This is a genomic window from Streptomyces sp. NPDC088387, from assembly GCF_044753385.1.
Taxonomy (GTDB): Bacteria; Actinomycetota; Actinomycetes; order Streptomycetales; family Streptomycetaceae; genus Streptomyces.
This window is the reverse complement of the sequence record NZ_JBIVNC010000004.1, coordinates 268,116-282,825: the sequence shown is the minus strand read 5'-3', so window position 1 is coordinate 282,825 and position 14,710 is coordinate 268,116. Positions and strand designations below refer to the sequence as shown.

Below are 14,710 nucleotides of genomic sequence, written 5' to 3'. Positions count from 1 at the left end.
CGGCATTGGCACGTTGGTGCTATCGGCGTGGACTGGTGGTCCTGTTGCTGTGGGTGGGGGGTCTCGTCGGACTGGGCTTCACGGCCACGGCGGCGGGCACGGACTACGCGAACGTCTTCTCCCTGCCCGACACGGACTCCAAGACGGCCTACGACCTGATGGAGCGGGCGTTCCCGGAGAGCGCCGGGGACACCGACACCGTGGTGTGGAAGACCGACGAGGGCTCGGTACGGGACGCGGACGTCAGATCCCGGATCGAGCCGGCCCTGGCGGAGATCGGGCGGATGGCGGGCGTCGGCGAGGTCGCCGGACCCTACGACGGGACCCCGGGCGCGGAGTCCCGGATCAGCGAGGACGGGCGGATCGCGTACGCCCAGATCACCTTCACCGAGCAGGCCAGCGAGATTCCCAAGGAGCTGGTCGAGGACGTCGTGGACACCGCGCAGGACGCGGAACGCGACGGGTTGCGGGTGGAGTTGGGCGGCCAGGCGATCGCGATGATCCAGGAGCCGCCGACCGGCACGGCCGAACTGGTCGGGATCGCCGCCGCCGCGGTGGTGCTCTTCCTCGCGTTCGGCTCGCTGTTCGCGATGCTGCTGCCGATCGTCGTCGCGATCGCCGGCGTGGGCTCCGGGATGCTGCTGACGATGCTGGCCAGCCACGCCACGAACGTGCCCGACGTGGCCCCGCTGCTGGGCTCGCTGATCGGCCTGGGCGTCGGCATCGACTACGCGCTGTTCATCGTCACCCGGCACCGCCGCGGCATCCTGCGCGGCGCGAAGCCGGAGGAGGCGGCCGTGACGGCGCTGAACACCTCCGGCCGCGCGGTGCTGTTCGCGGGCGGCACGGTGTGCATCGCGCTCGCCGGCATGCTCGTGATGAACATGCGGTTCCTGGACGGTGTGGTCGTCGCGACCTCCCTGACGGTGGTGCTCAGCGTCCTCGCCGCCGTGACCCTGCTGCCCGGCCTGCTGGGGCTGCTCGGCATGCGGGTGCTCAGCCGCCGGCAGCGCGCCCGGCTGGCCGCGGCGGGACCGGAGCCGACGGAGACGAGCGGGCTCGCGGCGCGCTGGTCGGCGTACGTCCAGACCCGCCCGCGGTCGATCGCGGCGGTGGCGCTGGTGGTCATGGCCGTACTGGCGCTGCCGGTCCTCTCGCTGCGGTTGGGCGCGACGGACCAGGGCAACCACCAGGACACGACCACCACCCGGCAGGCCTACGACCTGCTCGCCGAGGGATTCGGACCCGGCTTCAACGGCCCGCTCCAGGTGGTCGTGGACGGCACCGCGCCCGAGTCCCTGGTGACCACCATCCGGTCGACACCGGACGTGGCCCAGGTCGCCGCGGCACCACCCGCCAACGGGGTCACCGTGATCCAGGTCGTGCCCACCACCTCACCGCAGTCCGTGGAGACCGACCGGCTCATCGACCGGCTGCGCGACGAGGTGATCCCGCGGTCCGGCGCGGAGGCCCATGTCGGTGGGGTGACGGCCGTGACCAAGGACTTCGCGTCGGTCACCGGCGACCGGCTGCCGTACTTCGTCGCGACGATCATCGCGCTCGGCTTCCTGCTGCTCCTGGTCGCCTTCCGTTCCCTGGTGGTGCCGCTGACGGCGGCGGTGATGAACCTGGTCGCGGCGGCCGCGTCCTTCGGTGTGCTGGTGGCGGTCTTCCAGTGGGGCTGGGGCGCGGAACTCCTCGGCATCGGCAAGGAGGGCCCCATCACGGCGTTCCTGCCGGTCATCATGCTGTCGCTGCTCTTCGGCCTGTCGATGGACTACCAGGTGTTCCTGGTCAGCCGGATGCACGAGGAGTGGGTGCACACGAAGGACAACGCCCGCGCGGTACGCGTCGGCCTCGCGGAGACCAGCCGGGTCATCAACTGCGCGGCCCTGATCATGATCTGTGTGTTCAGCGCGTTCGTGCTGAGCGGTGACATGGAGGGCGCGATGGCGGGCATCGGCCTGGCGGCCGCGGTCGCCCTGGACGCGTTCATCCTGCGTACGGCCCTGGTACCGGCGGCGATGCATCTGCTGGGCAACTCCAACTGGTGGCTGCCGGCCGGCCTGGAGAAGCGGCTGCCGCACCTGGCGGTGGAGCCGCGCGAGCAGGACCCCGCCGGCGGCCCCGCCTCGGTGATCCACGGCTTCATCCGTACGTCGGACGGGGAGCCGGTCGCCGAGGCGTCGGTGACCCTGCTCTCGCGCGGAGGCCGCCAACTGGACCGCGTCGAGTCCCTGGCGGACGGCTCCTACATCCTCGCGGTACCGGGCCCCGGCTCGTACCTGCTGGCGGCGACCGCCCACCCGCACGCGTCCCACGCCCGCCACCTGATGGTCGGGGACGGCCCGCTGGTCTTCGACGTGGAGCTGGGCGAGGTGGCCGAGGGGGAGGTGGACGCGGTCAACTAGGGCGTGTTTCGAAAGTCCCGTCGTCCGCCCGGAGGGCGGGCCGGCCGGGCGTCGCTCGGCAGGCGGGACTTTCGAAACACGCCCTAGCGGGGAGCGGGACTCCGCACGCTCACTCGGTCCCGGCCGCGCCCGGCCTGGTCATCCCCGGCAGGAAGTCCGTGAACAGTTCATGGACTTCCCGGACCAGTGGCCGCAGCACCCGGAAACGGGCCAGGGACACGCCCCGCGCGGTGAGACGCGCGCCGCGCTCGGCCAGCCGGTAGCTGCGGGTGCGGCCGGGGGTGCGGTCGAAGATCCAGTACAGGCACAGGCCCATCTGGGCGAGCCACATCAGCTCGGGCAGGGCCTCCCGCAGTTCCTCCGGCACCTTCGTCCGGGACCCGGCGAGCACCTCGCGGTGGACGCTGACGGCCTCCACGCGCGCGTGCTCGCTCTCCGGGGAGAAGGGGCTGAGCGGACTGTCGGGATCGGCGGCGTTCTTGAAGAACTGCACCGCGAACTCGTGGTACGGCGTGGCCACGTCCAGCCACGCCGTCAGCACGCCCGCGAGTCGCGCCTCCAGGGCGGTCTCGCGGTCCAGGATCTCGCGGACCGCCCGCTGGTGCTCGGTGGCGATCCGGTCGTAGAACCCCTGGATCAGGTGTTCCTTGCCGTCGAAGTAGTAGTAGGCGCTGCCGACGGAGACCCCGGCCTCCTGGGCGATGGCCCGCATCGTCGTCCTGTCGTATCCCCGCTCCTGGAACAGCCGCATGGCCGTCTCCAGGATCAACGCCCGGGTCTGCTCGGACTTGCTGGGGACGGCCTCCGCGCCGGGGCCCTCTTCGGGTCCTTCGCCTGCGGGGCCTTCGTTGTCGACGGGCACGGGACGAGAGCCTAACGAGTGGGGCGGGGCGCGCCGCGGGCGGCCGCCGGCGGTGTCTCAGACACCCACCGACGCGGACGCCGAGTCCGGCACCTGCGTCGCCGCCCGGCCGAGCTCCGGCCGCTTGACGTAGTCCGTGAACCCGACGACGTTGCCCCACGGGTCGCAGACCTCGACGGTCCACCCCGTGGCCGTCTTGAACGGCTCGTCCACCGGCGGCACACCCACCGCGGCGAGCCCGCGCGCCACCGCGCGCGCGTCCGCCACCTCCACCCACACCCGCGGCGACGGCCACGGCGGCGGCCGGTGCCCCAGCGCCTCCTCGTACCGCAGCAGGATCCCCGGCGTCTCGGCCCCCACCTTCAGCAGGGCGATCCCGCCCTCGTCGAACCGGAACCCCACGGTGAACCCGACCCGTTCGTAGAACTCCACCGCCTCACCGAGGTCCCCGACGGGCAGCAGCAGGTTGTCGAATCCGAGCAGCTCGTACGACTGGTTGTCTGACATACCGTCAGAGTAGGCCGATGATCGGCCGGATCCCGGGATTGTCCGCGGCGCCTCGTGCGACCGCAGCCCAATGGGCCAGTTGGCCTTCAGTACGCTTCAGGCTCATCGCGGGAGGGGAAGTCGGTGGGCCGTACGCGCACAGCCCTAGGGCTGCTGGTCGTGATCGTGGGCACGGCATGGCTGCTCGGCGGGCCCGACGCGCTGCGTTCCGGGGCGCGCGTGGCGCTGGTGGCGGGACCGTATCTGCTGATGGCATTCGCGCTGGCGCTCGTTGTGCGCACCGCGCTTCCGAAGGGCACCGCGCTCGGCCCCCTTCTGCTGCTCCTCGCCGGTGGCGTGTGGGCTCTGCTCGGTCAGGACCGGCTCGGCAACGCCTGGGAGAGCCGGCTGCTGCCGCTGGCGTTGATCGGCCTGGGCGCGCTGGTGGCGCTGGGCCGGTCGACCGCCTCCGAGGGCACGGACGTGGTGATTCCCGTCCGGCGCTACCGGAGTTTCCTCGTACCGAGGACCGCCAAGCTGGCGGCGTCCGAGGTGGGAGTGCGGCGGATCGTGGTCCGATCGTTCTTCGGGCCCCTGCGCGTGGATCTCTCCGAAGCGCTCTTCCCCGGCGAGTCCGCGGCCACCGAACTCCCGGTGCTGCACGTCGACGTGACCGTGTTCTTCGGGCGGGTCGAACTGGTGCTGAGAGGGGACTGCGCGGTGGCGCTGGCGGGCGGCATCCACACGTACGGCACGTCTCTCGTCGAGCACGTTCCCGTGTTCGCCAACGCGGACGCGTACACGCAGTCCCATCTGGAGGGACGTCTGGAGGCCGACATCGGCCGGCTCCTGGAGATCAGTCTTGTCGGGGTGGGGGGAGCTGTGGAGCTGGGGCCGGCGTGGCGGCCGGGGGCGGCGCCTCCTCAGGGTGCTTGAACGGCTCGTCCCTGAGAGCCGAATGATCCTTGAGCGGCACGTGGGAGAGGAGGAACAGCGTGATCCGCTGGTTGAGTGCCCACTCCTCGGCCGGGGTTGTCGGAAGGTCGTAGTGCAGGGCCGTCGCGAGGTCGAAGCGGTGCACGTCGAACACCGCCTTCATCAGCTCCTCGTTGTCCTGCGCGGCCCGCTGCGCACCCCGGTAGGCGAGCGCACAGGCCGCCATGGCGGCCGGCAGCACCAGCGTCCACCAGTTCATCCGCAGGACCAGCGGCGAGGCGGCCACGGACACCACCCCGAACGCCACGCACAACGAGGAGGTGACGGAGATGAGGTCCATCTGCTCCTGGAGCGCCTGCCGGAACTCGGGTTTCACGGAGGGGTAGATACGCCGGTAGGCGCTCAGTACGTCGATGCCGTGCCGGTCCCCGGTGCGCTCCTCCACGTTCTTGAGGATGTTGCCCAGAGTGGTGGGCATCAGATTCTGGTCGTTCGTCGAGTACATGGCGCACGTACGCGCGCTCCGCCCCTTGAGGCGTTCCGCTCGTGCCACGGCCCGGTGGAACTGCCGGATCCGCTCGAGCGACATGTTGTCGTCCGGGAGTTCGACGGTGTACGTGCCCTCCATCGCCTCGGCCTGGTCACGACGCCGGCGATGGCGCTCGACGGCGATCCGGCGGAGCCGTCCGGTCAGGGTGCCGGACGGCCAGTAGCCCTCCAGGTACTGGATCAGCGCGAGCTGGAAGGGCCGGAGCAGAACGCCGCCGAGGAAAACACCGGCGGATATCAGTGCGAGGGTGGTGAGTTGGCGGTCGTCCGGCAGTGCGTCGCCGAGGTCCATGCTTCTGCCGGGCTCGTAGGCGTGCGCTCCTACGAGGACGGTGACCGCGGTGACCACGATGGCGCCGGGCAACACGCTCAGCAGACTGAAGCGGTCACCGCCGAGTACCTTCGTCCCCGCCTCGACAATCCCACCCAGCATGGGGTCTCCTCACCTTCTCGGCCCGACGACCAGCACCGCGGCGCCGGGAACACGGGGATGGCGGGCACCGGCGCAGGAAGGCGTACGGGAGACCCGCTGCCGCACGCGCAGTGGGGGGCGGCGGCAGTCCGGGTCCCGGCAGACATAGATGTACAGCCCGTCGGAGACCTGCGCCGCGGCGGGATCCAGCGGCGGCGCCGGCATCAGGACGCCGTGCAGCGGCCCGTGCTGGGGACACGGCTGCGGCACGGGTGTGGAGCCGCGCTGCCGGACCACGTTCCAGGTGCACCGGTCGACCAGGCAGAGAAAGACCCAGTACCCGGGATCCGGCTGGCCCTTGGGGCTGATCGTCATCTGGTACGCCCCGCCCGACTGTGTGGCGAGAACGCGGCTCAATGCGACCAGCCGCCCCCTCAGCCCGCCCATGACGCCCCCAGCCCCTCAGTCGGTGCCACGAGTATGCCGCCAACTCCCGGCCCCGCACAGCCGAAAGGGCCCGCCCCCGTTTCCGGGACGGGCCCTCGGCCGGCAGTGTCCTGGGTCAGAAGCGGCGGGTGATCAGGGCCTTCTTGACCTCGGCGATCGCCTTCGTCACCTCGATGCCGCGCGGGCAGGCGTCCGTGCAGTTGAACGTGGTGCGGCAGCGCCACACCCCGTCGCGGTCGTTGAGGATCTCGAGGCGCTGCTCGCCACCCTCGTCACGGCTGTCGAAGATGAAGCGGTGGGCGTTGACGATGGCCGCCGGGCCGAAGTACTGGCCGTCGTTCCAGAAGACCGGGCACGACGAGGTGCAGGCCGCGCAGAGGATGCACTTCGTGGTGTCGTCGAAGCGCTCGCGGTCCTCCGCGGTCTGGAAACGCTCGCGGGTCGGCTCGTTCGTCTCCTTGGTGATGAGGAACGGCATCACGTCGCGGTACGCCTGGAAGAACGGCTCCATGTCCACGACCAGGTCCTTCAGGACCGTGAGGCCCTTGATGGGCTCGACCGTGATCGGCTTGTCCGGGTTGACGTCCTTGATCAGCGTCTTGCAGGCCAGCCGGTTCTTGCCGTTGATCCGCATCGCGTCCGAGCCGCAGATGCCGTGGGCGCAGGAGCGGCGGAAGGTCAGCGTGCCGTCGACATCCCACTTGATCTTGTGGAGGCCGTCGAGGACGCGCTCCTTGGGGTCGATCTCCAGCTGGAAGTCCTCCCAGGTCGCCTCGGCCGAGATCTCCGGGTTGAAGCGGCGCACGCGGAACGTGACCGTGATGTAGGGAGAGGCCGCGGCCTCCGCCTCCACCTTGTCCAGAACGGGGGTTGCCATCAGTACTTACGCTCCATCGGCTGGTAGCGGGTCTGCACGACCGGCTTGTAGTCGAGACGAATGGACTCCGTGCCGTCGGCGCCGACCTCGCGGTACGCCATGGTGTGGCGCATGAAGTTGACGTCGTCCCGGTTCGGGTAGTCCTCGCGGTAGTGACCGCCGCGGGACTCCTTGCGGGCCAGCGCGGACACCGCCATGACCTCGGCGAGGTCGAGCAGGTTGCCCAGCTCGACGGCCTCCAGCAGGTCCGTGTTGAACCGCCTGCCCTTGTCCTGGATCGAGACGTTCCTGTAGCGGGCGCGCAGTTCGGCGATCTTCTCGACGGCCGTCTTGATCGTCTGCTCGGTGCGGAACACCATGACGTTGGCGTCCATGGTCTCCTGGAGCTCGCGGCGCAGCGTCGCCACCCGCTCGTTGCCGGTAGACGTCCGCAGCCGCTCGATCTGCTCGACGACCAGCGACTCCGGCGCCTCGGGCAGCTCGACGTAGTCCGCCTTCTGCGAGTACTCCGCGGCGGCGATACCGGCCCGCTTGCCGAACACGTTGATGTCCAGCAGGGAGTTGGTGCCGAGGCGGTTGGCGCCGTGGACGGAGACGCAGGCGACCTCGCCGGCCGCGTACAGGCCCGGGACCACGGTGGTGTTGTCCGAGAGGACCTCGCCCGCGACGTTCGTCGGGATGCCGCCCATCGCGTAGTGGGCCGTCGGCTGGATCGGGATCGGGTCCGTGTACGGCTCGATACCCAGGTAGGTGCGCGCGAACTCGGTGATGTCCGGGAGCTTCGCGTCCAGCTGCTCCGGCGGGAGGTGGGTGAGGTCCAGGTAGACGTGGTCGCCCTCGGGACCGCAGCCGCGGCCCTCGCGGATCTCCGTGTAGATGGAGCGGGACACGACGTCACGGGACGCGAGGTCCTTCATGACCGGCGCGTACTTCTCCATAAAGCGCTCGCCGTCCTTGTTGCGGAGGATGCCGCCCTCACCGCGGGCGCCCTCCGTCAGCAGGATCCCCATGCGCCAGATGCCGGTCGGGTGGAACTGGAAGAACTCCATGTCCTCCAGCGGCAGTCCGCGACGGTAGACCGCGGCCTGGCCGTCACCGGTCAGCGTGTGCGCGTTCGACGTCACCTTGAAGAACTTGCCGGTGCCGCCGGACGCGTAGATCACGGCCTTCGCCTGGAAGATGTGGATCTCGCCGGTCGCCAGCTCGTAGGCCACGACACCGGCCGACCGCTTGACGCCGTCGACCTCGGTGATCAGCTGGTCCAGGACGTAGAACTCGTTGAAGAACTCCACGCCCTCCTTGACGCAGTTCTGGTACAGCGTCTGGAGGATCATGTGGCCGGTGCGGTCCGCCGCGTAGCAGGACCGGCGCACCGGCGCCTCACCGTGGTTGCGCGAGTGACCGCCGAAGCGGCGCTGGTCGATGGTGCCGTTCGGGGTGCGGTTGAACGGCAGGCCCATCTTCTCCAGGTCGAGGACCGAGTCGATGGCCTCCTTCGCCAGGATCTCCGCGGCGTCCTGGTCGACCAGGTAGTCGCCGCCCTTGACCGTGTCGAAGGTGTGCCACTCCCAGTTGTCCTCCTCCACGTTGGCGAGCGCGGCGGCCATACCGCCCTGCGCGGCGCCCGTGTGGGAGCGGGTGGGGTAGAGCTTGGTCAGTACGGCGGTGCGGCTGCGCTTCGTCGACTCGATGGCGGCGCGCATGCCCGCGCCACCGGCGCCGACGATGACGGTGTCGTATTTGTGGATCTTCATCAGGAATTCCTCAGTCCCTCAGCCCGGTGGCCTAGCGGATGTTCGGGTCGAAGGTGAAGATCACCAGCGTGCCCAGCAGGATGGTGAACACCGTGGCGGTGTACAGCAGGCCCTTCAGCCACAGACGCGTGTTGGCGCGCTCCGCGTAGTCGTTGATGACCGTGCGCAGACCGTTGGCGCCGTGCAGCATCGCGAGCCACAGCATCAGCAGGTCCCAGACCTGCCAGAACGGCGACGCCCAGCGGCCGGCCACGAACGCGAAGCCGATCTTGGAGACACCGCCGTCGAGGACCAGCTGGATCAGCAGATGGCCGATGACCAGGACGACCAGCACCACGCCGGACAGGCGCATGAACAGCCACGCGGCCATCTCGAAGTTGCCGCGGGTGCTGCGCCCGGTCTTCTTGGTGCGCTTGCGCGGCGGCTCGATGAGCGGCGCGGGGTTGTCGACCGTGTAGACGGAGGCGCCCTCGACGGGGCCGATGCCGGAGGCGGTCTTCTCAGTGGTGGACATTGGCGTCAGCTCCCGAAGACTTCACGAGCGGCGTGGCCGAGGACGGGGTAGATCGCCCCGACCATCAGCACCAGCCAGATACCGACGACCGACCAGAGCAGCTGCTTCTGGAAGCGCGGGCCCTTCGACCAGAAGTCGACGGCGATGACACGCAGGCCGTTCAGCGCGTGGAAGAGGATGGCGGCGACGAGGCCGTACTCCAGCACGGCCACGATCGGCGTCTTGTACGTGGCCACGACGTCGTCGTAGGCCTCGGGGGAGACACGTACGAGAGCGGTGTCCAGCACGTGTACGAACAGGAAGAAGAAAATGAGGACGCCGGTGACTCGATGAGCCACCCAGGACCACATTCCTTCCCGGCCGCGGTACAGCGTTCCAGCCGGCACGGAAGTCCTCCGGGAGCGGGGATTGGGGCCTGCCGGCTTGTGCTGTCGGTCGGCCCGGCCGGGTACGGTCCACCGGCCCCCAGCATCGTATCCACGGTTGGGGGCGGCGCTGAGCGGGGGTCTGGCTCTGTGATCAAAGTGGCACGCGGATGGGTGATTGGCGGCCAATGCGACGAGATACCCCGATGTGCACCCGGCTAATGAGGTGGGATCGCCCGATGTGTACCGGGTGGGACGGTGTCCTGGTGCTCCGCGCGACCCAGGGACTTCACCAGCCGGCCCTTCGCCAGGCGCCGCAGTTCCTCCGCCGAGACGACCCGTTCGTCCTCCGGATCGTTCGCCAGTCGTGACCGGATCGCGGCGAGGAGCTGGTTGAGGGTCTCTCCCGGGGACGCCTCGTCGAGGCATACGACGAACACGTGCCCGAAGCGTGACTCGTACGCGGCGAGGGCCGCGCTCAGCGCGGTGTGGGCCGCCGGGTACGTGCCGTCCGGCAGGGCCGGCAGCGGCTCGCCCGACAGCGCCTCCGCGAGATCGGCCGGGGTCAGGTCGTAGGCCGCCTCGTCGGACGCGGCGTGCAGCGCGTCGAGATCCGGGTACGGGCGATGGGCCGTGATGCGCTCCGCCCAGCGAAGGCTGCGGAGACAGGTCAGCAGCGTGCGCCGCGCCTCGGCGGCCGGGGCCGTGTTGAAGCGCTGGAGGGGAGTCGGGACGGCTCGGGTCTGCTCGGGAAGGAGGCGTGTCACGTTGTGTGTCGGCAGAGGATTCTGTGAGAGATGTGCCGCCACGTTATCGAGAGTGGTCATCGTGTGTCCGACGGTTATCCGAATTTCACCCGGACGGGAGAGTTTCGGAACCTCTGGTGGACAGGTGCCGCGTCGTGCGGGATTAGGTTGACAGAGTGAGTCAGCACAGGCGTCGGGCGCCGGACAGCCAGGAGCGGAGTGTGCGGCGCGGGGCGCTGCTGATCGCGGCCGCGGTGGTCGTGTTCGGTGTCGGGCTCGGGCTGTGGGCCTCCGGCGGGGACGACGGACCGGACCGTACGGACAGCTCCGCCCAGGTCACCCCCAGCGCGCCGGCCAGTCCGGAGCCGAGCCCCAGCCCCACCCGCAGCTATCCGCTCTCCCAGGCCCCGCGCACGATTCCGTCCGTCGGAGCGCACACCCCGGCGCGCGGGCCCGGCTGGCGGCCGGCGCGCGGGTACCGGGTCGTGGTCGGCGACGCCGAGCTCGCCGACGAGGGGAAGCTGCTCGCCGGGGAGCTGGGGCTGACGTACGCCGGGGAGAAGGGCGATGTGCGCGCCGGGGACGTACGGCTCGCGCTCAACGGTGACGAGGGTGCCGATCCGGAGTCGTACGCGATGACCGTGCGTGGCGGGCGGGTCGCCATCAGCGGGCCGGGCGAGGCGGGCGTGTTCTACGGCACCCGCACGCTGAAGCAGGAGGTGCACGGCGGCGGTACGGCCCCGGAGGGCGTCGTGCGCGACGAGCCGGCCAAGCCGCGGCGCGGGTTCATGCTGGACATCGCGCGCAAGCCGTTCACCGCGGCCTGGATCGAGGACCGGGTGCGTGAGCTCGGCGATCTGAAGTTCAACGAGCTGGGGCTGCACTTCTCCGACGACCAGGGTTTCCGGATCGAGTCGGACACCCACCCCGAGATCGTCTCCAGGACGCGGCTGACCAAGGCCGAGGTCCGGCGGATCGTGGCGCTGGCGGAGAGCCGGCACATCACGGTTGTGCCGGAGATCGACTCGCCGGGTCACCTCGGCGCCGTCATCGCCGCCCACCCCGACCTCCAGCTGCGCAACGCGAACGGGGTGGCGGCCGAGGGCGCCGTGGACATCTCCGATCCCGACGCCGCGTCGATTGTCGACGATCTGCTCGGCGAGTACGCGGAGCTGTTCCCGGGCGGTCAGTGGCATCTCGGCGGCGACGAGTACCGCGCGCTGACCGTGTCCGACCCGGAGGCCTCCTACCCGCAGCTCGCCGGCGCCGCCCGCGAGGCCTACGGGGCCGGCGCCGGTGTCGCCGACCTCGCCACCGGCTGGCTGAACGACCGCGCCGACACGGTCCGCGCGCACGATCGCGCTCCGCGCGCGTGGAACGACGGCTTCTACACGGGTACGTCGGTGAAGGCGGCCGACGATCTTGTGGTGGCGTACTGGACGGGCAAGGAGATCGGGGCTCGGCAGCCCGTGGAGTATCTGCGGGCGGGGCGGCAACTGGTGAACTACAACGACGAGTTCCTTTATTACGTGCTCGGGCAGCCGCAGACGTTCGTCTATCCGACGGGGCAGCGGATTTATGAGGAGTGGACGCCGCGGGTTGTTCGTGGGACGACTGCGGTCGCCGCGCGGTATGAGGATCAGATCCTCGGGGGGTCCTTCGCCGTCTGGTGCGATCTTGCTGGCGCGCAGACGGAGGCGCAGGTTGCTGCGGGGATCCGGCTGCCGTTGCGGGCGACCGTGCAGAAGTTGTGGGACGCGGATCGGCCGGAGGGGTCCTGGGGGGAGTTCCGGGAGCTTGCGGATCGGCTGGGATGACGGGTGCGGGCACGTCGTGGCTTGTCGCGCAGTTCCCCGCGCCCCTGGGGTGGCTGAGCGGTCGGTACGGGGGCGGGTGTGGTTTTTAGGGGCGCGGGGAACTGCGCGAACGGCCACAATGGACGCGCACCCGTCAATGCCGCCGCACCCGTCCGTACGGCTGTGCGCAACCGAGACCGGGGGGACCGGAGATGGGCTACTGGGGTTACTTCGTCGTGGGGCGTGGTGAGCGGCCGCTCTCGGCGTACGAGGCGCTGGCCGGGGTCCCCGCCATGGAACTGCGGGAGTCGGCACCCGACGGCTGGCAGGTGTGGGAGTACCCGAGCGGCGACGGCGACGTCGGCAGTATGAACGCGCTCGCCCGGGAGAGCGGAGCACCCGCCCTCTTCGGGTACGTCATGGACAGCGCCTGCGCGGTCGTCGAGGCGGCGGCCCCGGAGAGCGGGGTGTGGACCACGTGTCTCGGACGGTCCACCATGGCCGGCTACCTCGGCACCGACGCGGAGGGCCTCACACTGGAGGACTACTTCCTGGAGCCCCGCGACGCCGCCGACCGGGCCGTCGCCTGGGCCGCCGAGGCCGGGCACACCGTCGAGGCCGACCGGATCGCCGACGTGTTCACCGCCGACCCCGACCCGTTGGCCGAAAACCTGTTCTTCCGCCTCCTCGACCGGCTCGGCGTCATCCCGCTGTGACACAACCCGCCGGACACACGCAGAAGGGGACGTACGGGCTCCACAAGGGGTGGCGCCCCGGACCCGGAGGCGTGGATGAGCCTGGTGGAACTGATCGCTCAGGCCGACGAACGTGGACTCGCCGCCAGCGCGTTGGCTTGTTTGGACCGGTGCGTCTCGCTGCTCGGCGGTGACGACGAGGTACTACGGCCACTGTGGGCGAACCTCGCCGACGACGGTGACGCGGACGCGTGGGGCGGCCTGTTGGACAAGGCTCGCGGCCAACTCGGGTGTGGGGCAGGGCTGGTGGACGCCGGGGACGTGCAGGGTGCCGTGGCCCGTGAGACCGCCGAAGAGGCCGCGCTGCTCGCCCGGCGGATGCTGGCCGCCGCCCCGTCCGTCCGGTCCACCCCCGACGCCCGTGTCTGGGCCGACGGCTGCTCGGTCGCGGCCCTGCGGATCCACCGCCTCCTCGACCCCGCCGCCGGCCCGACCGCCGACGCTGCCGCCTCGGTCGACGCGCGCAGACACGGCCGTACGGACGCCATGTCGCCGCTCGTCGCCGCCGAACTGCGGCGCCAGACCACCGTCCTGGAGCTGCTCACCGAGCACGGCACCGGCGGGCTGCGCCGTGCGCTCGACGTCTCCACCGAGGGGCGCCGGGTGCTGCGCGCGGTGGTGTCCCGGCGCGCCCGCAACACGTAAACCCCCTTGTCGGGGCGGATCCTGTGACCGTCCTGGGGGTGCGAGGGGGCGGTCCTGCGCCGGTTGCCGCGGACCCGCCGATCCGAGTGACGAAACACCGGACGCCCGGCGCTTTCCTCAGTGTGACGACGAGTGCGACGACCCCGGCCACCAGCCCGACCACAACGACCCCGCAGGCACCCCGGCCCTCCGCCGCCGCGAAACCGGTGCGATGGGCGGCCGACACCGTCTCCGCCCTGCGTGAAGGGGCCCGCCTGCGCCTCGACTACTCGGCCCCGTCCCTGTGGCGCGCCGACCGCCTGATCGACGAACTCCGCCGCGAGGACACCCCGTACGCCGCCGTGGACCACACACTGCGCGGACTGGGCGCCTACGCCGGTGAGGTGATCGCACGTCAGACCGGCGCGGAGTGGTGGGCGAGCGGGGGCGACCACTGGATCCGTACCCCCGACGGACGGCTCTGGGACCCCATCGACGAGGCCCGCCGCTGCTTCACCGGCGACGGCTCCCTGCGTCTGCTGTGCCTCGACGCCATGGCGGCCGGACGCTGACGGCCACCGGCCCCCGGAAGGCCCGCCCGTCCCGGCGGCAAAAGGTTGTACGGCACCGGCAATTCACCCCTGTGGTGATCCCCACGTCCCGAATCTGTGATGATCCTGTGCACGCCGACGCAGCATCGGGTGAGGGGTTTTCGCGGAACGGGTGGGGGGCTCATGGGCGCAGGGGGTACAGGGGGCGCGCCGCGCGCGGCCGACATGCGGATGCGGGCCGCGAGGTTCGTCGCCCATGCCACCGCCCGCACCCGGCTGCCGCTGGACTACTCCGTGCGGAGCCTGCGGGTGATCGACGTCCTCGCCGACGGCCTGCGCAAGGGCGGCGCCGACCCGGAGCGCGCGAGGGAGACACTGGGCGCGCTCGGGGCATACGTCGGTGAGGTGCTGGTGCGCCGCGCGGGCGCCCGCTGGGTGGACTTCGACGAGGGGCAGCGCGCCTACTTCGGCCACCCGGTCGGGGTGCGGATGCCCGACGGCCGGCACTGGAACCCGCTCGGCCGGGTCGCCAACCGTTTCGCGTCCGGCCGCCCCGAGGACTCCGTGCACACCTTCTACCTCACCCTGCACGGACGGTCCCGCCGCGCGGCCTGACGGCTGTGAC

At 70.7% G+C, this 14,710-nt stretch carries 16 protein-coding genes; 7 read left to right on the top strand and 9 right to left on the bottom strand.

Annotated elements, in window-relative coordinates; all coding sequences use genetic code 11:
- Positions 1–5: 5 nt before the first annotated feature.
- Positions 6–2,411 (top strand): MMPL family transporter, encoded by a 2,406-nt coding sequence (locus tag ACIQAC_RS12750; protein ID WP_402190695.1) that lies wholly within the window; start codon positions 6–8, stop codon positions 2,409–2,411.
- A 109-nt stretch (positions 2,412–2,520) separates the two neighbouring features.
- On the opposite strand, the gene ACIQAC_RS12745 is transcribed toward ACIQAC_RS12750, so the two are convergent.
- Positions 2,521–3,273, bottom strand: a complete 753-nt coding sequence (locus ACIQAC_RS12745) for a TetR/AcrR family transcriptional regulator (protein ID WP_402189812.1) — start codon at positions 3,271–3,273, stop codon at positions 2,521–2,523.
- 57 nt (positions 3,274–3,330) lie between these two features.
- Positions 3,331–3,780 (bottom strand): VOC family protein, encoded by a 450-nt coding sequence (locus ACIQAC_RS12740; protein ID WP_402189811.1) that lies wholly within the window; start codon positions 3,778–3,780, stop codon positions 3,331–3,333.
- Positions 3,781–3,903: 123 nt separating this feature from the next.
- Between ACIQAC_RS12740 and ACIQAC_RS12735 the strand changes: the two genes are divergently transcribed.
- The gene (locus tag ACIQAC_RS12735; protein WP_402189809.1) at positions 3,904–4,695 is read left to right on the top strand and encodes a hypothetical protein; all 792 of its coding nucleotides are present in this window, start codon (positions 3,904–3,906) and stop codon (positions 4,693–4,695) included.
- Here ACIQAC_RS12735 and ACIQAC_RS12730 read toward each other — a convergent pair.
- The 7 genes from ACIQAC_RS12730 to ACIQAC_RS12700 form a co-directional block, all read right to left on the bottom strand.
- Positions 4,616–5,677, bottom strand: a complete 1,062-nt coding sequence (locus tag ACIQAC_RS12730; protein ID WP_402189807.1) for a hypothetical protein — start codon at positions 5,675–5,677, stop codon at positions 4,616–4,618. The two genes, ACIQAC_RS12735 and ACIQAC_RS12730, sit on opposite strands and share 80 nt — an antisense overlap.
- 9 nt (positions 5,678–5,686) lie before the next feature.
- A complete protein-coding gene (locus ACIQAC_RS12725; protein WP_402189805.1) occupies positions 5,687–6,103 on the bottom strand; it encodes a hypothetical protein in 417 nt (138 codons plus the stop codon).
- 115 nt (positions 6,104–6,218) lie between these two features.
- Complete coding sequence (locus ACIQAC_RS12720) at positions 6,219–6,980, bottom strand: succinate dehydrogenase iron-sulfur subunit (RefSeq protein ID WP_402189802.1); 762 nt, start codon at positions 6,978–6,980, stop codon at positions 6,219–6,221.
- Complete coding sequence (gene sdhA / locus ACIQAC_RS12715; protein WP_402189801.1) at positions 6,980–8,734, bottom strand: succinate dehydrogenase flavoprotein subunit; 1,755 nt, start codon at positions 8,732–8,734, stop codon at positions 6,980–6,982. Before sdhA ends, ACIQAC_RS12720 begins: the two co-directional genes overlap by 1 nt.
- Positions 8,735–8,765: 31 nt before the next feature.
- Positions 8,766–9,248 carry a succinate dehydrogenase hydrophobic membrane anchor subunit gene (locus ACIQAC_RS12710; RefSeq protein ID WP_402189799.1) on the bottom strand — a complete coding sequence of 161 codons (483 nt, stop codon included), beginning with the start codon at positions 9,246–9,248 and terminating at the stop codon, positions 8,766–8,768.
- 5 nt (positions 9,249–9,253) lie between these two features.
- Positions 9,254–9,598 (bottom strand): succinate dehydrogenase, cytochrome b556 subunit, encoded by a 345-nt coding sequence (gene sdhC, locus ACIQAC_RS12705; RefSeq protein ID WP_402190692.1) that lies wholly within the window; start codon positions 9,596–9,598, stop codon positions 9,254–9,256.
- A 233-nt stretch (positions 9,599–9,831) separates the two neighbouring features.
- On the bottom strand, positions 9,832–10,440 hold the full coding sequence (locus ACIQAC_RS12700; protein ID WP_402189798.1) for a 2-oxo-4-hydroxy-4-carboxy-5-ureidoimidazoline decarboxylase: 609 nt from the start codon (positions 10,438–10,440) through the stop codon (positions 9,832–9,834).
- A gap of 95 nt (positions 10,441–10,535) precedes the next feature.
- Between ACIQAC_RS12700 and ACIQAC_RS12695 the strand changes: the two genes are divergently transcribed.
- From ACIQAC_RS12695 to ACIQAC_RS12675, 5 genes are all read left to right on the top strand, one after another.
- Positions 10,536–12,176 (top strand): glycoside hydrolase family 20 protein, encoded by a 1,641-nt coding sequence (locus ACIQAC_RS12695; RefSeq protein WP_402189796.1) that lies wholly within the window; start codon positions 10,536–10,538, stop codon positions 12,174–12,176.
- A 191-nt stretch (positions 12,177–12,367) separates the two neighbouring features.
- Positions 12,368–12,871, top strand: coding sequence for a hypothetical protein (locus ACIQAC_RS12690; RefSeq protein ID WP_402189794.1), 504 nt, complete (start codon positions 12,368–12,370; stop codon positions 12,869–12,871).
- Positions 12,872–12,946: 75 nt separating this feature from the next.
- Positions 12,947–13,555 (top strand): hypothetical protein, encoded by a 609-nt coding sequence (locus ACIQAC_RS12685; RefSeq protein ID WP_402189792.1) that lies wholly within the window; start codon positions 12,947–12,949, stop codon positions 13,553–13,555.
- Between the two features lie 122 nt (positions 13,556–13,677).
- Positions 13,678–14,106, top strand: a complete 429-nt coding sequence (locus ACIQAC_RS12680) for a hypothetical protein (RefSeq protein WP_402189790.1) — start codon at positions 13,678–13,680, stop codon at positions 14,104–14,106.
- Positions 14,107–14,268: 162 nt separating this feature from the next.
- The gene (locus ACIQAC_RS12675) at positions 14,269–14,700 is read left to right on the top strand and encodes a hypothetical protein (protein ID WP_402189789.1); all 432 of its coding nucleotides are present in this window, start codon (positions 14,269–14,271) and stop codon (positions 14,698–14,700) included.
- Positions 14,701–14,710 lie beyond the last annotated feature (10 nt).